The sequence below is a fragment of the Rhodococcus sp. NPDC019647 genome, from assembly GCF_044389235.1.
GTDB lineage: Bacteria > Actinomycetota > Actinomycetes > Mycobacteriales > Mycobacteriaceae > Rhodococcus_F > Rhodococcus_F oxybenzonivorans.
Genome location: NZ_JBIRXS010000010.1, coordinates 145,311 through 167,645, shown reverse-complemented (window position 1 = coordinate 167,645; position 22,335 = coordinate 145,311). Strand labels below are relative to the sequence as shown.

Here is a 22,335-nt window from a genome sequence, read left to right as displayed (position 1 = left end):
GGAGCCGGTGGCGAAAGAAATAGATGGGGTTCGGTGACGGGGTGACGGCTCGATGCGGTGCATCGCTGATGAGGGGGTGGCGCTCGTGAGTGCCTTCCCTCTTTCGCGTGCCCAGCAGGGGCTCTGGTTCGCCCAGCAACTCGACCCGGACGTCCCCTTGAACGTGGCGCTGTATGTCGAGGTCCGTGGGCCGGTGGACGTCGATGCATTGACCGACGCGACCACCCGTTCGGCGCGTGAGCTTCAGTCTCCGTTCGTCCACGTCGTCGAGCGTGACGGTGTGCCCTCGCAATCGTTCGATCCATTCGACCCGAACGCCCTCAGCTATCTCGACCTGCGGGGATTCGCGGACCCCGAGGCCGAGGCCAGGCGGTGGATGACCGAGCGATACAGCCGCCGGCTCGACCCGACCGCGGATTTGATGATCGCGTCGACACTCCTGCACCTCGGTGAAAATCACTTTTACTGGAACACGTTCGCGCATCACCTGATCGTTGACGGCTACGGCGCGATGACTGTGGTCGAGCGCATTGCGGAGCTGTACACCCACGCACTGCGCGGGACGCAACCACCGGAACCGCGGGCGCTGGGTGTGCGCGACATATTCGACGCCGAAATTGCGTACGAAGGTTCGAGCAGGGCAGCCGTCGACCGGGAACACTGGGCAAAGCGGCTGACCGCGCTGCCCGCGCCGTCGCGGCTGACTCGTCGTGAAGCTCCGCCCGCCGCCGTCTCCCGGATCGCCAGCCGTTCCCTCACGCGCGAATCAACCGAACTGATGGACGAACTCGCGCGCCGATCCAACTCGTCCGAAGTGCCGATCGTGGTCGCCGCCTTCGCGGCATATTTGGCCCGGATGACCGGCAACACCGACATCGTGCTGAGCCTTCCGGTGTCCGGGCGCACCACCGCGGCCATGCGCCGATCGGCGGGCATGGTGTCCAACCTCGTCCCGGTGCGCGTAGCAATCGGTGCAGAAGATGACACCGAGAATGTGGTGCGCCGGGTGCAGCTCGAACTCACCGGAGCATTGCGTCACCAGCGGTATCGATACGAAGACATGCTGCGCGACCTGGGGCTCGAGTTCCAGTCGCGTGCTGCGTTCGGGCCGGTGGTCAACATCATGGCATTCCTGCACGACGTCACCCTCGGTGACGAGGCAGGCGAGATGCACCTCCTTTCCGCTGGACCGGTCGATGATCTCGCCGTCGACATCTACCCCGGAGTCGGCGGCGGCCCACCGCGCGTCTGCTTCGAGGCCAACCCCGCCCTGTACGAACAGGACGAGGTGGAAAGGCTTCTCGAGCGATTCGTGGCCTACCTCACCGACTTCGTCGGAGCCGGGGCCGATCGCCCAGTCGCCGACCTCGAGGTTCTCGACGCAGCAGAGCGCGGAGTCCTCGTGCCGGCCTCGGGGCCCAGCGCCGCCGAACCGACGACCCTCGCCGCCCTGCTGACCGTGCCGGAGCACGCGACCAACCCCGCAATCCGCTGCGGCGAAACAGATGTGACATATCTCACACTCGATGAGTCGTCGAACAGGCTGGGGCGCAGGCTGATCGAACGAGGCGTCGGGCCCGAAGATCGAGTAGCGGTGATCGCGTCCCGTTCCGTCGAATCGATCGTCGGGTTATGGGCCGTCGCGAAGGCGGGCGCGGCTTTCGTCCCCGTCGACCCCGGCTATCCGGCCGATCGGGTTGCGCACATGCTGGCCGACAGCGCGGTCACCCTCGCGCTCGCCGTGGGTCCCGACGTCGTACCGGACGGCGTCGAGTGGATGTCCCTACTTGACGGTGACGGCTCCGCCGCGCCGATCACGGACACGGACCGCGTACGTCCGCTGCGCGTCGATCACCCGGCATACGTGATCTATACGTCCGGGTCGACCGGAACGCCCAAGGGTGTGGTGGTCACTCATCGCGGACTGTCGAGCCATGCGGCCGCACTGCGCAGGCATTATCGGGTAACTCCGGAATCGCGGGTACTCGCATTCGCGTCGCCGAGTTTCGACGCGTCCATTCACGAAATGCTGTCGGCCTTCACCGCCGGCGCCACCCTGGTGATCGCCCCGGTAGACGTGTACGGCGGCGACGAGCTGACCGCACTGCTGCGCCGGGAGCGAATCACGCACTGGACGGTGACCCCCGCCGTACCGGCCGTGACAGACCCCGACGGGCTCGACGAGTTGCAGGTCGTGGCCGTAGCCGGCGATGTGTGCCCGCCTGAAGTGCTCACGCGATGGGCGCCGGGCCGGACACTGCTCAATCTTTACGGGCCCACCGAGGCCACCGTGTGGTCCACGTCGACGGCGCCGCTCGCACCCACCGACGCCGTCACGATCGGTGCCCCCATCGACGGTGTTTCCGCGTTGGTGCTCGACTCCAGGTTGCGGCCGTTACCCGTCGGCGCAGTAGGGGAGTTGTACCTGTCCGGGCCCGGGGTCGCGCGCGGATACCTGGGACAACCGGGGCGCAGCGCCACCCGATTCGTCGCCAATCCCTACGGAGACGGGCGCCTGTATTGCACTGGCGACCTGGTGCGCTGGACCCCCGACCTGACGCTCGAGTTCATCGGTCGCGCCGACGACCAGGTGAAAATTCGCGGTCACCGAGTGGAGCCCGGCGAGGTCGACGCCGTGCTGCGGACGTATCCCGGAATGGATCTGTCGGTGACTGTTGCCGCCGCGGGTGTGAGCGGCCCGCAGTTGGCGACCTATGTGCACGGGCGGAACCTCGAGCCCGCGCGGATGCGCGACTATCTCGCGCAACGGTTGCCGGACCACCTCGTTCCGTCGATCACCGTGCTCGATTCGGTGCCGCTGACACCGGCGGGCAAGGTGGACAAGGCAGCACTACCCGCCCCGTCACCGCGCGGCACCGGTGATCGCGCACCGCGGTCACTGATCGAGGAACTTCTCGTCGGAGCATTCGCCTCGGAAACGGGACTGGCCACCGTCGGAATCGATGCCGACTTCTTCGCACTGGGTGGAAACTCGCTGGGCGCAGCACGTCTCGCCTCGCGGTCCAGCGCGGTGCTGGGCCGCCGTGTCACGGTGCGCGACATCTTCGACCACCCGACTGCAGAAGCCCTGGCCGCTCACCTCGGCGCGCCCGACACCGAGTCGCGACCACCGCTGGTGCCGCGGACCGTGGACACAGCGGCGCCGCTGTCAGCGGAACAGCGGCGGCTGTGGCTGGTGAATCAGCGGAACCCCGAGCGCGACCCGTACGTGGTGACGTTCTCGGTCGACCTCTCCGGCGATCTGGATGTCGCTGCATTTCGTACCGCGATCGACGATGTGGTGCAGCGGCATCCGGCGCTGCGAACCGTCTTTCCCGATGACGGAGCCGGTCCACGACAGGTGGTGCGCAGCGCGGACGTCGAGCTGGCAGATACAGAAACTGCCGCCGTGTTCGACCTCACGCGAGAGATGCCGATCCGGATGGGGCTGCGCCGAGTAGCCCCCGATCAGTACACGATGTCGGTAGTGGTGCATCACATCGCAATCGACGGACTGTCCCTTCCCCTCTTCGTCCGGGATGTCTCGGCCGCGTACGCCGACCGTCGTCGAGGGCAAGCGCCGGTGTGGGAGGCGTTGCCGCTGCAGTACACCGACTACGCGTGGTGGCAGGAAGACATTCTCGGTGATTCGGACGACCCCGCCAGCCTCGTCCGCCGCCAACTCGGCTACTGGGCAGACACTTTGCGCGGGCTGCCCGAGGTGCTTCCGCTGCCCCTGGATCGTCCCCGGCCACCGTCCGCACAAATTCTCACCGCCGGATGCGCCGAGTTCCGGGTCGACCCCGAGCTGCACCGGCGTCTGCTCACCCTCGCGCGCGACCACGACGTCACGGCGTTCATGGTGCTGCACGCCGCGCTCGCCGTACTGCTGCGCGGACTGACCGGAACCGAGGACATCGCGGTCGGCACCGCCACCGGCGGACGCCCCGACCCCGCGCTCGACGGGATCGTTGGCATGTTCGTGGGCACGGTGGTACTGCGCACCCCGGTAGCGGCAGGCGCGACGTTCACCGACCTGTTGCGCACCGTCCGCCGCGCCGACCTCGAAGCCTTCACCAATGCCGACGTGTCGTTCGACTCGGTGGTGCAGGAGGTGCTCTCCACCCGGACCACGGACGCGCATCCGCTGTTCCAAGTGATGCTGGCCTACCAGAATTCGATCGGCCCGGAGATCCAGCTCGACGGGGTCACGGCCCGTGTGCGGGAACAGGAACCGCACGTCCGCGCCTTCGATCTCGACATCACCGTGGACGAACTCCCGGCAGGCGACGGAGATCCGGGTGGTCTGCGCGGTGTCATGACGTACCCGCGTGAACTGTTCGACGACGAGACCGTGAACCGGTGGGCGGGACAACTCGAGACGGTCCTGGCCGCCGTCGCGAGCGACCCGACCCGTCCGGTCGGCGACATCGACCTGCTCGGTCCGGTCGACCGGGCGGCGCTCGTGCCGGCGTCCGGCGGTGCCTCGGTTCCCGCGCGAACCTTGCCGCAACTTCTGCACGACGGGCTCAACCCCGACGGCGTCGCACTGCGTTTCGACGGCAACGATTTTACCTACCCGGAACTCGAGCAGCGTTCGAACCGGTTGGCCCACAGACTGATTGCACGTGGCATCGGGCCGGAAGATCTGGTGGCGGTGATGGTGCCCCGGTCGGTGGAGTCGGTCGTGGCCATGTGGGCCGTCGCGAAATCCGGTGCCGCCTTGGTGCCGATAGACCCCGGCTACCCAGCCCAGCGCATCACGCACATGCTCCGCGACTCCGGCGTCGACGTGGCGCTCGCTCGGGATGCATCGATGGTTCCCGACGGAATCGACTGGATCGGCACGGCAGATCTCACGGGCGAGAGCGCCGCGATCGACGACCGGCACCGCACCCGCGCGTTGCACCTCGACCATCCCGCCTACGTCGTCTACACCTCCGGCTCCACCGGAATGCCGAAGGGCGTCACGGTAACCCACCGCGGACTCGCCGCCCTCGTGGCGGCAAACGCCGAGTACCGCAACCTCGGACGCGACTCCCGGGTGGCGCACGTCGCCTCACCGTCCTTCGACGTCTCCGTCGGAGAACTACTCCTGGCCTTCACGGCCGGCGCCACCGTGGTGATCGCGCCTCCGGACACCTACGGTGACGACCTCACCGAACTGTTCCGCCGCGAACGCGTCACCCACTTCCTCACCACCCCCACGGTGCCGCGCCTGATGAACCCGGAGAGCCTCGACGACCTCCGCGTCCTCGAGGTCTGCGGCGAGCCGTGCCCACCCGAACTGGTGACCAGATGGGCACCGGGCCGGGTACTCCTCAACAGCTACGGCCCCACCGAAACCACCGTCGTCTGCACCAGCGCAGAACCGCTCCACGTCGGCGATCGCATCACCATCGGCACGCCCTACGCGGGAACCTCGGCCGTGGTGCTCGACGAGCGACTGAGGCCGGTACCCGTCGGCGCCGTCGGTGAGCTGTATCTTTCGGGTGATTGCCTCGCCCGCGGCTACCACCGCAAATACGCCTTGACCGCAAGCCGATTCGTAGCAAGCGCATACGGAAGCCTGGGCTCCCGGATGTACCGCACCGGGGACATGGTCCGGTGGACCAGCGACCATCGGCTGGAATTCGCGGGCCGTACCGACGACCAGGTGAAGATCCGTGGATTCCGGGTGGAACTCGGCGAAGTAGACGCCGCGCTCGCGTCTGCACCCGGAGTCGACACCGCGGCAACGGTGGTACGTGCCTCGGCCGCAGGTGAACCGGTGCTCGCGTCCTACGTTCACGGCGCGGAACTCGATGCGCAGGCCCTGGTGGAGTTCCTGCGCGAACGCTTGCCGGGCTACATGGTGCCCGCGTCGGTGACCGTGCTCGACGAGGTGCCACTGACCAGCAGCGGGAAGCTTGACCGGAAGGCTCTGCCCGCACCCACACTCGCGCCGGTTCCCGTCCGGGCCCCACGCGGGCAACTGGAAGAGCTCGTCGCCGGGGTGGTGGCCGACGTGCTGGGTCTGCCCTCGATCGATGCCGACGCCGATTTCTTCGCCCTCGGCGGAAGCTCGCTCACCGCGACCCGATTGGTGTCGCGACTGAGGGCGGCGTTGAACCGCCGGATCAGCGTGCGCGATGTGTTCGACGCACCGACCGTCGCCGAACTTGCGGTCCGGCTGGAGGACGCGCGCACCACCGCTGCTCTGCCGCCCCTCGTCGACGGACCTCCCACCGGACACCGAGGTGCCTCGCCTCTCGCGCCCGCGCAGGAGAGGCTGTGGTTGCACGAGCAAATGAACCCCGGCTCAGCCGACTACGTGGTTCCCTTCGCGATCGACCTCGACGGACCGGTCGATGTGGATGCTCTCGCCGCAGCCGTACGCGACGTGGTCGGACGGCACGAGCCGCTGCATTCGGTGTTCGAGGAGACGGCAGCCGGTGTTGTGCAGGTGGCGCGGCCGGTCGAGCTGGACCTGTCGCCGATCGCCGTTGCCCCCGGCATGCTCGACGACGCACTCGCGGCCCTGGGCAGCCGCGGATTCGACCTCACCCGCGAAGTGCCCGTACGGATCCGGATCTTCGAACGTGCACCCGAGCGCTACACCGTCGCCGTCGCCGCGCACCACATCGTGGTGGACGGACTGTCGTTCGGCCCGCTGACCCGAGACATCATGACGGCGTATGCGGCGCGCTGTGCACGACGGGAACCGGGGTGGCCGGAACTGCCGGTGGGCTACGGGCGGTTCGCGCAGTGGCAGCGATCGGTGTCTGCCACCACGGCGCCGGCGGACGTCGCGTACTGGTCCGAGCGACTGCAGGGAACTCCCGAGCTGCTCGAGCTGCCGACCGACCGCCCGCGGATGCCGGCGACCACGCGGACTGCCGGACGGGTGGCGTTCACGGTGGACGCCGCGTTGCACGGCGCCGTGGACGCCGTGGCCCGTAGCTGCGGGGTCACTCCCTTCATGGTGATGCACAGCGCGTTGGCGCTGACTCTTGCAGTGCTCAGCGGAAACGACGACATCGCCGTCGGCACCCCGACCTCCGGACGACCGGACCCGGCGCTCGACGACCTGGTGGGGATGTTCGCCGGAACGGTAGTGCTGCGCACTCGCGTCGATCACCGACAGACGTTCAGCGAATTCCTGGCGGCCGTTCGAAACACGGACCTCGAGGCGTTCGCCCACGCCGACCTGCCGTTCGATCAGGTGGTGGACGCCGTCGCCCCCGTGCGGTCGGCAACCCACCACCCCCTGTTCCAGGTGATGCTCGCGTACCAGAACTTCGGCGAAACCGAGTTGCAGCTCGACGACATCGTCGTCCGCCGTCGCAACATCGAGAGCGCCGTCAGCCGGTACGACCTCGAACTGTCCCTCCGCGAAATGCGCGCCGACGACGGGGCAGCCGCCGGACTCGACGGTGACCTCGTGTACCCGGCGGAACTGTTCGACTCCTCCAGCATCGTCCGGTGGTCGGAGCTGCTGCACCACAACCTGTCCACGGTGGTAGCGGATCCGTCCCGGACACTGGGCGACCTCGAATGGGTGACACCCACCGAGGCGGCCGCCCTGGTTCCGTCCCGTGGCCCGAAAGCCCCAGCACCACAGACGCTCCCGGAACTGTTGGCGCCTGACCGGACCGGGGTCGCTGTCCGATGCGGAAACGAAGAACTGACCTACCGCGAGCTGGATGCCCGGTCCAACTGGTGGGCCCGCCGCCTGATCGCCGGCGGTGTCGGGCCCGGTGACCGGGTCGCGATCATGATGCCGCGCTCGCTCGACTCGGTGATCGCGGTGTGGGCGATCGCGCGCAGCGGTGCCGCATTCGTGCCCCTCGACGTCGATCAGCCGGCCGAACGCACAGCACGGATTCTTGCCGACGCGGGCGTCACCACGGCGCTGACACTCGACGCCTCGCTGGTGCCCGGCGGTATCACTCCGCTGGTCCTGTCTGGGACCGGCGCGGATTCGATTCCGGTGTCCGACGACGAGCGGGTTCGGCCGCTGTCCGTGGATCATCCCGCCTACGTGATCTACACCTCCGGCTCGACCGGCACACCCAAGGGCGTCGTCGTCACCCATCGCGGCCTGTCCGGTCACGCCGCCGCCCTGCACCGCTTCTACGGGGCCACCCCGCAGTCGCGGGTGCTGCACGCAGCGTCCCCGATGTTCGATGCGTCGATCCACGAGATGCTCCTGGCGTTCGCCACCGGCGCCGTGCTGGTGATCGCCCCACCCGGCGTCTTCGGCGGAGACGAACTGCGCGAGCTTCTGCTGCGCGAGCGGATCAGCCATTGGACCTCGACCCCGGCAGTGCCGGCGACGATCGACCCGAGCGGACTCGATGCCCTCGAGGTTCTTGCGCTGGCAGGGGACGTGTGCCCGCCCGAACTGGTGTCCCGGTGGGCAACCGGGCGCAGGGTACTGAATCTCTACGGCCCCACGGAAACGACGATCTGGGCGACGGCGGCGGACCTCTCGGGCTCGCGCATCACGATCGGCGACCCCGTCGACGGCATGTCGGCGGTGGTCTTGGATCCGCGACTTCGACCGGTTCCCGTCGGGGTAGTGGGGGAGCTGTACCTCTCGGGCCCCGGCCTGGCTCAGGGATATGTCGGCAGGCCGGGTACAACCGCGGGCACCTTCGTGGCCGACCCTTACGGCGGCGGACGCATGTACCGGACCGGTGACCTGGTGCGTTGGAACCGATTCGGCGAGCTCGAGTTCGTCGGGCGCGCCGACAGTCAGGTGAAGATTCGTGGGTTCCGTGTGGAACCCGGCGAAGTCGATGCGGTGCTGGTTTCGGCGCCAGGAGTTCATTCGGCGGTGACGGTGACACGCCGAGGCGAACTGGCGTCGTACGTCAGCGGCAGCGCCGTGGAGCCGGCGGCATTGCGCGCCTTCGTCGCCGAGCGACTGCCGCGCTACCTGGTGCCCGCATCGATCAGCGTGCTCGACCGGTTGCCGTTGACGGTGAGCGGAAAGGTCGACCGGTCCGCGCTTCCCGACCCGGAACTGCCGACGTCGTCGACGCGTCCACCGCAGACCCCGCTCGAACAGATGGTGGCCGATGCGGTTGCCGAGGTGCTCGGTGTGCCCGAGGTGGGAGCCGACACCGACTTCTTCGCGCTGGGCGGCAACTCGTTGTCCGCTACCCGGGTGGTGTCGCGGCTGTCGTCGGTGACGGGAGTGCGCGTCGGGGTGCGTCATTTGTTCGACCAGCCGACCGTCGCCGGCCTCGCCGCGCTGATCGCCGAGGGCGGGGACGCGCGGCCGCCGCTCGTGGCCCGCGACACCGACGGTCCGGCACCGGCCGCCTTCGCGCAGCAACGGTTGTGGCTGCTGGGCCAGCTCACGCCGGGGTCTGCCGCGTACAACGTGCCGTTCGCTGTCGACCTCGACGGTGCACTCGATGTCGACGCACTACGTTGGGCGCTCACCGATGTCGTCGAGCGGCACGCCACGCTGCGCACCGTGTTCACGGTCACCGAGACCGGCGTAGTCCAGACGGTCGGCCCGCCCGAGGTGGAGCTGACACCTGTCTGCATCGCAGAAGAAGCCGTGGACGACGCCATCGCCTCCCTCGCCGCGGAGGGCTTCGACCTCGCGGTCGAGCGGCCCGTGCACCTGGCCCTGTTCGAAAGGGCTCCGGAGCGCTACACCCTTGCCGTCGTGCTGCACCACGTAGCCGTCGACGGGTTGTCGTTCGGCCCACTGGTCCGGGACCTCACCACCGCGTACGCGGCCCGGCTCGACAGGCAGGCGCCCCGCTGGCCGGCGTTGCCCGTGCAGTACACCGACTACGCGCGATGGCAACGTGAGGTGCTCGGCGACCCCGCCGATCCCGCCAGCCTCGCGCACCGCGAGCTCGAGTACTGGGCCGGGGCGTTGCAGGACATGCCCACGCTTCTGCCGCTGCCCACCGACCGGACACGTCCCGGCACCCCGCAGGGGACCGCCGGGATCGCCCCGTTCGCTGTGCCTGCCGAACTGCACCGGGCGCTCGAAGACCTGGCGCACCAACAGAACTCCACCCTCTTCATGGTGATGCATGCGGCGCTGGCCGTGTTGCTGTCCAAGCTGACCGGGGCGGATGACTTCGCTGTGGGAACCCCCACGTCGGGTCGCACCGACCCCGCGCTGGACGACGTCGTCGGAATGTTCGTCGGCACCGTCGCCTTGCGCAGCCGGGTGGATGCGCGCTCGACGTTCGCGCAACTGCTGGCGTCCGTCCGGGAGACCGACATCGCCGCGTTCGCGCACTCCGAGGTGCCGTTCGACCTCGTGGTCGACGCCCTCGCACCCGCACGATCAGCGGGTCACCACCCGTTGTTCCAGGTGATGCTGGCGTTCGAGAACTTCGGAGACGGCGGCGCAGACCGGCTGCCCGAACTACCCGGCCTCGTCGTCCGGGGCCGCGAGGCAGGCACCGGTATCAGCCGCTTCGACCTCGAGGTGTCGTTGCGCGACCGGCGCACACCCGACGGAAGTCCCGCCGGTCTCGACGGCGTGTTCACCTTCCCCACCGAACTGTTCGATCAGCACACCGTCGAGCAGTGGGTGCAGCGACTGCTGCGGATCCTGCGTGCGGTCACCGACCGACCCCACGCCGATGTTGGCGCCATCGACGTGCTGACCGCGGACGAGCAGAGGGCCCTCGTCGCAGGCGCTCCGGGCGTCGCACCGACGGTGCAGTCGCTTGCGGAACTCTTCGCGCAGCGCGTCGCCGAGAACCCGAACGCCGTCGCCGTCACCGACGGTGAGACCACCCTGACCTACGGGGATCTGGACCGGCGGTCCGCCGAACTGGCCGCAGCGCTGTCGGAGGCCGGGGTGGGCCCCGAAGACGTCGTCGCCGTTGCGCTGTCGCGGTCGGTGGAACTCATCGCGGCGCTGCTTGCGGTGGTCCGCGCAGGCGGGGTGTACCTCCCCGTCGACGTCGACTACCCGGCCGAACGCGTGCGCTACCTCCTCTCGGACGCATCACCCACCGTGCTGCTGACCTCCGCCCCAGACGCCGCGAATCTGCCCGAGGTGCCCTGCCCGGTTCTACTCCTCGAGGCTGCGCCTGTGAGCGGTTCGCGAGTGCAGGGACTCCTCAACCACTCACAGGCGCAGGGCGCCTACCTGATCTACACCTCCGGCTCCACCGGCGAGCCCAAGGGTGTGCTGGTGTCCCACGCCAATGTGCTGTGGCTGCTGGCGAATACGTGCCGAGTATTCGACTTCGGCGCGGATGACGTGTGGACCATGTTCCATTCCCACGCCTTCGACTTCTCGGTGTGGGAGATGTGGGGAGCGCTCACCACAGGCGGGCGGCTGGTGCTGGTGGATCACGACGTGGCCCGTTCGCCGCGCGACTTCGCGGAACTGTTGAGCCGCGAGGTAGTGACGGTGCTCAATCAGACGCCGTCCGCGTTCGGTCAGCTGGCCGACCACGACGTGACCGACACTCTGCGGCTGCTGATCTTCGGTGGTGAGGCGCTCGACCTCGCGCCGGTGTCGCCGTGGCTCGCTCGGCACCCGTCGGTTCGCGCCGTCAACATGTTCGGGATCACCGAAACCACCGTGCACGTCACCCACACCGATCTCGGTGTCGGCGACGGTAGGGCTTCGCTCGGCCCTGCCATCCCGGGAATGCGAACGTACGTATTGGACACCTCGCTGCGGCCCGTGCCACCGGGAACCGTCGGCGAACTGTACGTCGCGGGCCCGCAGGTGTCCCGCGGCTATCTCGGCCGGCCGGGCCTGACCGCCCAGCGATTCGTCGCCGACCCCTTCACGCCCGGTGCCGGCATGTACCGCACGGGAGACCTCGCCCGCCGGCGTGCCGACGGAGAACTTGACTACCTCGGCCGGGCCGACGCGCAGGTGGAGTTCCACGGCTACCGCATCGAACCCGGCGAGGTCGAGGCGGCGCTGCTGCGTCACGCCGACGTCGACGGTGCGGTAGTTGTGTTGCGCTCCGCGAGCATCGGCGAACAACTGGTGGCGTACGTGGTGGCCGACGCGGAGCCGGCCGCACTCACGCGGCACCTACGCGCACTCCTGCCCGAGTACATGGTGCCCGGAGCGATCATTCCGGTGCCGTCGATCCCCTTGACGCACAACGGCAAAGTCGACCGGCGCGCACTGCCCGAACCGGACGTGACCGCCGACGAGTGGCAGGCGCCGCACGGCCCGATCGAGGAAGTGGTCGCCGGAGTCTTCGCCGAACTGCTCGGCTCGCCCGAGGTGGACATCCGCCGCAGCCTGTTCGAACTGGGCGGCAACTCGCTGATCGCCACCCGGGTCGCGACTCGGGTGAGTGCCGTCTTCGACACGGACATCACTGTGCGCGACCTCTTCGAGGCACCCTCCGTGGCCGAGCTGGCAGCCCGAGTGGAGGACCGCGCGCACATCGGGCGTCGGCGACCCGCTCTGCTGCCGGATCGGTGGCACGGCCGGGTGCCGCTCTCGCCCGCACAGCAGCGGATGTGGGTGCTCAACCAATTCGACACCGACGCAGCCGGATACAACATTCCGATCCTCCTCCGCCTCGACGGCGAACTGGACACCACAGCCTTTGCGGCCGCGGCCCGCGACCTACTGGAGCGGCACCGGACCCTGCGCACGGTGTACCCGTCCGACGCCGAGGGGGTGCACCAGGTGCTGCTCGCGGCCGACGCGGTACCCCTCGACCTAGCTCCGGTCGCCATTCCCGCCGACGCGCTCGACGCCCACGTGCGGGCACTCGTCGACACCGGATTCGACGTCGCCGCCGCACCGCCCGTTCGCGGGCGTGTGTATCGCGTCGGTGCCGATTCGCACGTGCTGGCGCTGGTTGTCCATCACATCGCCGCCGACGCCTGGTCGCTCGGCACGCTGATCCGCGACACCGCCGTCGCCTACCGTGCGCGGCTCGAGGCTCGCAGCCCGGAATGGCCGCCGCTGCCGGTGCAGTACAGCGACTACAGCGTGTGGCAGCGCACCATGCTGAACGACTCCGGCCGGGAGTACTGGCTCGAGACGCTGGCCGACCTGCCGGAACAGGTGACCCTGCCCCTCGACCACTTACGTCCCGCGGCACCCTCGGGCCGTGGAGCCGTCCACACAGTGGAGCTGGACGAGTCCCTGCACGACGGCATCGCCGCCCTGGCACGTACCGGACGGGCCACCACGTTCATGGTGTTGCATGCCGCGCTGGCCGTCCTGCTCTCGCGGTACAGCGGCAGCCGGGACGTCCCGATCGGCACCGCGGTTGCCGGGCGCACCGACCCGCAACTCGACGACGTCGTCGGCATGTTCGCCGGAACGCTGGTGCTGCGCACCCAGATCGATCCCTCCGCCAGCTTCGCCGAGGTGCTGGCCCACGTTCACACCCAGGACGTCGCCGCGTATACACACGCCGACATGCCGTTCGAGACCCTGGTGGAACTGCTCAATCCCGCCCGCTCGACGTCGCACCATCCGCTGTTCCAAGTGGCGCTGTCGATGCAGCGGCATCGCCCGGGACACTTCACCTTGCCCGGCCTCGAGGTCACACCGATGACGCCGACGGCGCATCCCGCGAACTTCGACCTCCAGCTCACCGCCACCGAGGCAGCGCCGGGTGCGCGCATGCACCTCGAATTCGGGTACGACGCAGCGCTGTTCGACCGCTCGACGATTCTCGGTTTCGCCGACCAGCTCGTCCGGTTACTCGGGTCGGTCACCGCAGACCCCGATCAGCGGGTCGGCGACGTGGACCTGTCGAGTCCCGCCGAACGCGCAGCCCTCGCCCCCGCCCGTGGCCCCGCCGCACCCGCACCGGTCCCGCTGCACCACATCCTCACCCGCGGGGCCGTGCTGGCTCCCTGCGCAGTCGCGGTGCAGGACGGCCAGACCGCCGTCACCTACCGGCAGCTCGACCTGCAGTCGGAGGGGTTGGCGCGGGAACTGCACGCACTGGGCGCCCGTCCCGGCACGACGGTGGCGTGGTCCGTGCCGCGGTCGGCGGAGTCCGTGGTGGGGTTGTGGGCGATCGCGAAAACCGGTGCGGCGCCCGTACTCGTCGATCCTGAACTGCCGAGCGCGCGAATACACGCGATGCTCGCCGCGGCGGGCACCACTCTCGGCGTGGGCTCGGTGACCCTCGGCGGGGACATCACCTGGGTGGAACCCCACACGCACGCGGACACGTCGGCGGGTGCAATGGTCCGCCCCCGCGTCCACCCGGACCAGCCCGCCTACGTGGTGTTCACCTCCGGCACCACGGGTGCTCCCAAGGCAGTGGTGGTGACGCACGGCGGCCTTGCCGCACTCGACATGGACGTCGCCCAGCGCTATGCCGCCGGCCCCGGGTCCCGGATGCTGCACCGTGCGGCCGCCGGCTTCGACATGGCGTTGCTCGAGATCCTCGTCGCGGGTGCGTCGGCGGCCACCCTGGTCGTCGCCTCCGCCACGGAGTTCGCAGGCCCCGCCCTGGGCGATCTGCTGGAACGGGAGCGGATCACACACGCCTGCATCACCCCGACGGCGCTGGCCACGATCGGTTCGCGCGAGTTGCCGCACCTGCGGATGATCATGCTGGGCGGGGAACGTCTGGGCACCGCCCTGGTAGATCGGTGGGCGCCCGGCCGCCGAATGGTCAACGGTTACGGACCGGCCGAGGCGACCATGTACGCGATCGCCACCGGCCCCCTCCGTCGGGGCGAGTCCGTGCCGATCGGTGAACCCGTGCCGGGCTTCCAGGTTGTCGTGCTCGACGAGCGGTTGCGTCCGGTGCCGGTGGGGATGCCCGGCGAGCTCTACCTCGAGGGCCCGGGCCTCGCCCGCGGCTATGCCGGGCAACCGGGGCTCACGGCCGAGAGGTTCGTGGCCTCCGCCGACGGCCGGCGCCGGTACCGCACCGGTGACCTCGTGCGGTGGAAGGCGGCCGGTGACCGCCATGTACTCGAATTCCTCGGCCGGAACGACGCTCAGATCAAGGTGCGCGGCGTGCGCATCGAACCCGGCGAGATCGACACCGCCATCGCCGGGCTCGTCGACGTGGACTTCGCCGCCACCGTCGTGCGCACCACACCCAACGGCCACGACGTGCTGACGTCGTACGTCTTGCCGCGCGCTGAGCTGGATACCGTGGCCCTGCGTCGCCGCCTCGCCGAAGTGTTGCCGTCGTATCTGGTTCCGGCCTCTGTCGTGGTACTCGACTCGCCGCCTCCGCTGATCAACGGCAAGCTGAACGTCCGCGCGCTCCCCGTCCCAGACCTCGGTACCGGTGAGCTCGAGCCGCCGAACACCGACACTGAGCGGACGGTCGCCGACGTGTTCGCAGACGTTCTCGGGATCGAGGAGGCGGGCAGGGCAACGCACTTCTTCGACACCGGCGGAAATTCCCTGCTGGCAACACAATTGACTGCTCGGCTGACCGACGCGGTCGGCGTCCCGGTTCCGCTGCGCACCCTCTTCGCCCATCCCACCGTCGCGGAGCTCGCCGGGGCCCTCGACACAACGGTGCCCGCGGCGGGCCTGTGCCCCGCACTGGGAGCCCGGCCGCGACCGGACCGGATCCCGCTGTCCCGGAGTCAATACCGCATGTGGGTGTGGAATCGACGCAACCCGGAATCTGCCACTTACAACCTCCCTGCCACGGTGCGGCTCGAAGGTGACCTGCACGTGACGGCGCTCGCCACCGCACTCGGTGACGTGGTTGCCCGCCATGAGGTGCTGCGAACCCGGTATCCGTCGGAGCCCGGGGAGTCGCCCCGGCAGGACATCACGCGTGGTGTGGCACTGGACCTCACACCTCGCGACGTGGACGCCTCCGATGTGGCCGACGCGGTCACGCGACTCGCGCGCGCACCATTCGACCTCACCGCCCAGCCACCACTGCGGGTGCAACTGCTGCGAGTAGCACCCGACGTCCACGTGCTGCTGATCGTCCTTCACCACATTGCCGCCGACGGCTGGTCACTTTCGCCGCTGGTGGCCGACGTGCTCGCGGCCTATGCGGCTCGCCGCGCGGGTATTGCACCGGAGTGGGAGCCGCCGGCCGTGCAGTACGCCGACTATGCGCTCTGGGAGGAAGAGCTGCTGAGCAGTGCGTATGCGGCCCGCGGCGTCGAGCACTGGCGGGTCGCATTGGCAGGTGCGGAATCGGTCGCGCCGTTCCCGGTTGACAGGCCCCGCACGAGCGCGTCCACGAACACGGCCGGGCTGGTGCGGTTCTCCGTCCCGGCTCCGGTGCAGCAGGCGGTCCACCGGCTGGCGCACGAACACCGGGCCACTCCGTTCATGGTGCTGCACGCCGCGCTGGCCGTGCTGCTCGCCAGATTCGGCGACCAGCGTGACATCACCATCGCCACCGCTGTCGCCGGCCGCGGGGACCCGGCGCTGGACGCGGCGGTGGGGATGTTCGTGAATACCCTCGCCCTGCGCGCGCAGGTGGAGCCGGACATGCCGTTCACAGGTCTCCTGGCCCAGGTACGGGACTTCGACGTGGAGGCCTTCGACACCGCCGAGGTTCCGTTCGAGGTGATCGCCGACCTTCTCGGTGGCCGTGTTCCGCAGGTCGCGCTGGCACTGGAGAACCTGCGGCCCCCCACCGTGCGGGTGTCCGGCCTCGACGTGCAGGCGCAGGAAGCTGATACCGGGACAGTCAAATTCGATCTCCACGTCACCCTCACCGAGCAGTGGGACGGCGCCGACCCCGCCGGTATGACGGGCGCCGTGGCGTACGCACAGGATCTGTTCGACCACGCCACCGTTCAGTCGCTGGCCGAAGAACTTGTCCGGGTGCTCGAAGCTGTCGCCGACGATCCCGAGGTGGCCACCGGCGACATCGCGCTCACCGGCGCGGAACGGCTCGGTGGTGGGCCCGCCGCGGAGGAACGTACGCTCGCCGAAATTTTGACCTCGACCGCTGCCGCGTACCCCGACAGCCCTGCGGTCACCGACGGCACTCGGACGTTGACGTATCGCGAACTCGACCGGCAGTCGGACGCGCGCGCCCGCGAACTGGTTGCGGAGGGCTTCGGCCCCGGGTGGATGCTGCCGATCGACCTGCCGCGATCCGTCGACTTCATCACCGAGTTATGGGCCGTCACCAAGACGGGCGCCGCCTACGTGCCCAGCCCGAACCGGGCAATCGCCGCCACCGCGACCTACCGGGACTCCGCACGGGGACTGGCCTACGTCATCTACACCTCCGGGTCCACGGGATCCCCGAAAGGCGTGGCCGTCACCCACAGCGGGCTCGCAACACTGGCCGCCGAAGTCGTGCAGCGCTACCGGGTGACGCCCGACTCGCGTGTACTGCACGGATACAATCCCGCGTTCGATGCGGCGCTCCTCGAGATGCTGCTGGCGTTCGGGTCGGGCGCGTGCCTGGTGTGCGCCCCGCCCGACGTGTACGCAGGCCCCGAGTTGCAGCGCTTCCTGTCGGACCAGCACGTGACCCACTACCTCTCCACGCCCGCAGTCCTCGCGACCCTCGATCCCGACGGGCTCGACTTGCTGCGCGTGGTAGCGGTGGGTGGTGAAGCGCTGCGCACCGAATCGGCCGAAATGTGGAGTGCCGGGCGACTGATGCTCAACGCCTACGGGCCGACCGAATCCACCGTGGTGGCCACGCTCGCCGAGGTGGACGGGAACGTGACGATCGGCGCACCCATTGCCGGCACCACGGCGACCGTGCTCGATCCCCGCCTGCAGCCGGTACCGGTGGGCGGCATCGGCGAGCTGTATCTGTCGGGTCTCGGTCTGGCCCGGGGATACCTGGACGAGCCCGGCCTGACGGCGGCGAGCTTCGTTGCCGCCGAAGGTGGCTCGCGCAGCTACCGCACCGGCGACCTGGTGCATCGCCGCGCAGACGGCACCCTGTCCTTCGTCGGCCGCGTGGACCGGCAGGTGAAGGTGCGGGGCATGCGGATCGAACCCGCCGAGGTCGAGGCCGGGCTGCTCCGACTCACCGGAGTCGAGCAGGCCGCAGTGCTTCTGCGTGACGGCGAACTGACCGCCTTCGTCACCGGCACCGACCTGGACCCGGCGTCGTTGACGGAGCGCCTGGCCGAACAACTGCCTGCGTACCTCGTGCCATCGAGAGTGGTGGTGCTCGAGTCCCTACCGCTGACCGCCAACGGCAAACTGGACGTGCGCGCGCTGCAGCTACCTGCCACGCAGCCGGTGGATGTGCTGCCGCCGCGAACAATCACCGAAGAGTTGGTGGCAGGTGTCTTCGCCGACGTCCTCGGTGTCGACCTGCCCGGTGCGAACCACAATTTCTTCGACCTCGGTGGTGACTCGCTCTCCGCCACCGCGGTGGCCGGCCGGCTCTCCACGGCGTTCGGGGTGAGCGTGGCATGGCGGGCGTTGTTTGAGAACCCGACCGCCGCCGGACTCGCGCACTGGCTGGACCACACGCGATCGATCGGAGCCGCTCAGCGCCCGGCACTCGTGCGCCGGGACCCGAACACCCGAGTTCCCCTCTCCCCGCAGCAGCAACGCATGTGGCTCCTCAACAAGGTGGATCCCGACGCTTCCGTCCATCACATGATGTTCGGTACCCGGCTGGACGCCGACGTGGACCCGGCCCCTCTCCAGGCGGCGATCGCCGATGTGGTGGAGCGGCATACGGTGCTGCGCACCGTCTTCCCCGCCGACGCGGACGGCCCGCACCAGGTGATCGTTCCCACCGCTCAGGTCCTCGACAGCCTCGTGCAGGAGGGCGACGCAAACCTCCAAAATTTCGGCAGACAACGATTCGACCTCGAACACGAACCACCCCTGCGCGTGCGGATGTGGGCCGAACCTGCCGGTGGCCACACGGTCGCCGCGACAGTGCACCACATCGCACTCGACGGCGGCTCGATGGAGCCGTTGCTCGCCGACCTCGCGGAGGCCTACCAGGCGCGCGCGGAAGATGCAACACCGCAGTGGAATCCGCTTCCCGTCGACTACGGTGACTACACCCTGTGGCTGCGCGAGTTCCTCGGAAACGCCGCCGACCCCGGCAGTGTCGCGCACACTCAACTCGACTACTGGGGACGTGTTCTCGACGGCGTCGACGCACCGCTGTCGCTGCCGACGGACCGCCCGCGGCCGCGCCACCCCAGCCGCAACGGTTCCCGCGTTGACTGGGTCGTCGACGAGGAACTACGCGCTCGGCTGCATGCCCTGGCTCGTGTCCACGGCGTCACCGTCTTCATGGTGTTGCATGCCGCGCTCGCCCTAGTGCTCGCGCGGGAGAGCGGCCACCCCGATGTCGTGGTGGGCACCGCCGTCGGTGGGCGACCCGACCCCCTGCTGGACCGGCTGGTGGGCATGTTCGTCGGCACCGTGGCGCTGCGCACCGAGGTGCCGGCCGCCCTGTCGTTCGCGGAACTGCTCGACCGGGTACGCACGGTGGACCTGGAGGCCTTCGCGCACGCGGACGTCCCGTTCGACGACGTCGTCGCGCGGGTGGCACCGCAGCGTTCACCTGCCCACAACCCGCTGTTCCAGGTGGTCCTCAACTATCGGCGGGTGCCGTCGCAGCCCGTAAGCCTGCCCGGCGCCGCACCGGTCGACGTCGACGAACCGCGAATCGAATTCGATCTCGTGTGGGACGTCGTCGACACCGAGGAGGCGCTCACACTCCGTCTGGTGTACGCCACGGACCTGTTCGACGAGGCGAGCGCCCGCGGGCTCGCCGGACGCTACGGGCGCCTACTCGATGCCGTCGCCGACAACCCGTTCATTCCGGTCGGCGACCTCCCGGTCCTCACCGAACCCGAGTACGACGAGCTCGTCCGCGGGCCGTTGCGCACACCGTCGCCCCGCACGCTCGCCGACGTGTTCGAAGCCCAGGTGCGGGCGACCCCGGACGCGGTCGCGGTGGTGGACGGCGACCTGCAGTGGACCTACGCGGAACTCGACGCGGAAGCAGAACGCTGGGCAGGACAACTGATCGACCGGGGCGTCGGACCCGAAGACGTCGTGGTGATCGCGACACCTCGCGGCCGGTACTGGGTGCTGGCCGTGTGGGCCGTGACGAAGTCCGGTGCGGCGTGGCTGTCGGTGGACCCGGCGCATCCCGAGGAACGCGTCGCCTGGATGATCACCGATTCGGCCGCGGTGCTCGGCGTGACGGTCGGCGACCTCGCTTCTACGCTGACCGGCTCCGTGGACTGGCTCGACCTGTCCGATGCGCAGTGGAACGAGCAGACACCGGCCCGAGGGGATCGCAGGATCCGTCGACGCGGATACGCGCAGGTGACGGAACCCGATCACGCGGCCTACCTCATCTACACCTCCGGATCCACCGGGCAACCGAAAGGTGTCGTGGTGCCGCATCGGGGTCTGGTGAACGTGGTGGCCGCACAGCCTCCGGTTCTCGGCGCCGAATCGGACACCCGCGTGCTGCAACTCGCCTCACCCACTTTCGATGCCTCGCTGTTCGAAATGCTCTACGCTCTGACCTCCGGCGGAACTCTGGTAATGTCCTCGGAATTCGGTTACGCCGGAGACGAACTGGCGAAGACGGTCGTCGACGCACGGATCACGCACCTCATTGCGACGCCCAGTGTGCTGGCCACCCTCGATGCCGAGACGCTGTCGCCGCGTACCGTCGTGGCCGTCGGCGAAGCACTGCCGACCGAACTCGCCGCGCGGTGGTCCCGGCGGCACCGACTCTTCAACGCCTACGGGCCCACCGAATTCACCATCCTCGGGTCACTCGCCGGACCACTGGGCCCGGGCCGCGTGAACATCGGCACCGTGATCGACGGCGGTGCCGCCCTCGTGCTGGACGCGCGTCTGCATCCGGTCGCGAACGGTGTGGTGGGGGAGCTGTACCTGGCCGGCACCAGCGTCGCACGGGGTTACGTGGGCCGTACCGAACTCACCGCAACCCGATTCGTGGCCCATCCCTATGGCAAACCCGGCGAACGGATGTACCGCACGGGTGACCTGGTGCGGCGCACCGCAGATGGCGAACTGGAATACCTGGGCCGCGGCGACGCACAGGTGCAGATTGCCGGGATCCGGGTGGAACCCGCCGAAGTGGATTCGGCGTTGCTCCGTCACCCCGATGTCCAGTCCGCCGTCACCGTGCCCCACACCACGGGTGACGGCGCCACGGTCCTGGTCTCCTACGTCAGCGGCGACCCCGACCTCACCTCGGCTGCGGTGCGCGCCCACGCGCGTCGCCTGCTGCCCCGGCACCTCGTCCCCTCCGCCGTCACCGTCCTGGACCGGTTGCCGGTGATGCCGTCGGGCAAGGTGGACCGGAACGGCCTCCCCACACCGGTATTCGACACCGAAGTGGCCGTCCTCCCGGCCGGACGAGTCGAGCAGGAGGTGGCCGACGCGATGGCCGCTGCGCTCGGCGTCGACACCGTGCCCGCCGACGAGGACTTCTTCACCCTGGGCGGAACGTCGATGGGTGCGGCAACGGTGGCCGGTGAACTGCGGCGCCGCCTCGGCCGGGAGGTGCCGATCCAGTGGGTCTTCACCGACCCCACCGTGCAGCAACTCGCCGCCCGGATCGAGGCCGGTCCTGAACTGTCCGAAAGTGTGCTCGACACCGTGGTGCGGCTGGGCGGAACGGGGGAGGGCCCACCCCTCTTCTGCGTCCATCCGGCCAGCGGAACGTCCTGGTGCTACGCAGGACTCGCGGACTACCTCGGCGACCGGCCCCTCTACGGTGTCCAGGCCACGGGGGCCGCCGCCGTCCCCGACAGCGTCGCGGAGCTTGCCGCCTCCTATGTCGAGGCCGTCCGGGCCGTGCAACCCCGCGGTCCCTACCACTTGCTGGGCTGGTCGCTGGGCGGCATCATCGCTCACGAGATGGCTGTCCAGCTGAGTGACAACCACGAGAGTGTCGCGACACTAGCGATGCTCGACACCTTGCCGCCGGAATTCCACGAACGGGACGACATCCGCGGCGAGCAGCCGTCGATCGGTGACGCGCTGGCCGAACTCGGTGTCCCGGCAGACCGGTTGCCGGACGGCGGGATCGACTACGACGACGCGGCGCGAGTACTGGGCGACGAGCATCCGGGCCTGAGCTTCCTCACCGCCGACGCCCTCCGCCGACTCGGGAACGCAATCGGCCGACTCGGCCTCCTGAATGCCCGGCATCAACCGCGCCGCTACGACGGAGAGATCCAGTTCTTCACCGCGGCAGCAGACCTCGAACTTCATGCGCGTCCCCCACAGATGTGGCGGGGCCGGCTCGGCGAGAACGTCATCGAGTTCGACGTCGACGCCACCCACGCCGCCCTGGCGGACAAGGAACCGCTCGCCGAGATCGGCCGAGTGTTACGGGATCGGGGGAACACAGTGGCCCCTGGAACCTGAGCAAGCAGAGGCCCGCATCCTTCGAGACGAGGAGGTCGATC

At 69.2% G+C, this 22,335-nt stretch carries 1 protein-coding gene; it reads left to right on the top strand.

Going from position 1 to position 22,335, the window contains the following annotated elements; translation table 11 throughout:
• Positions 1-85 precede the first annotated feature (85 nt).
• Entirely contained in the window at positions 86-22,294 is a 22,209-nt protein-coding gene (locus ACH49N_RS19900) for a non-ribosomal peptide synthase/polyketide synthase (RefSeq protein ID WP_358273716.1), read from the top strand.
• The last annotated feature ends 41 nt before the right edge of the window (positions 22,295-22,335 follow it).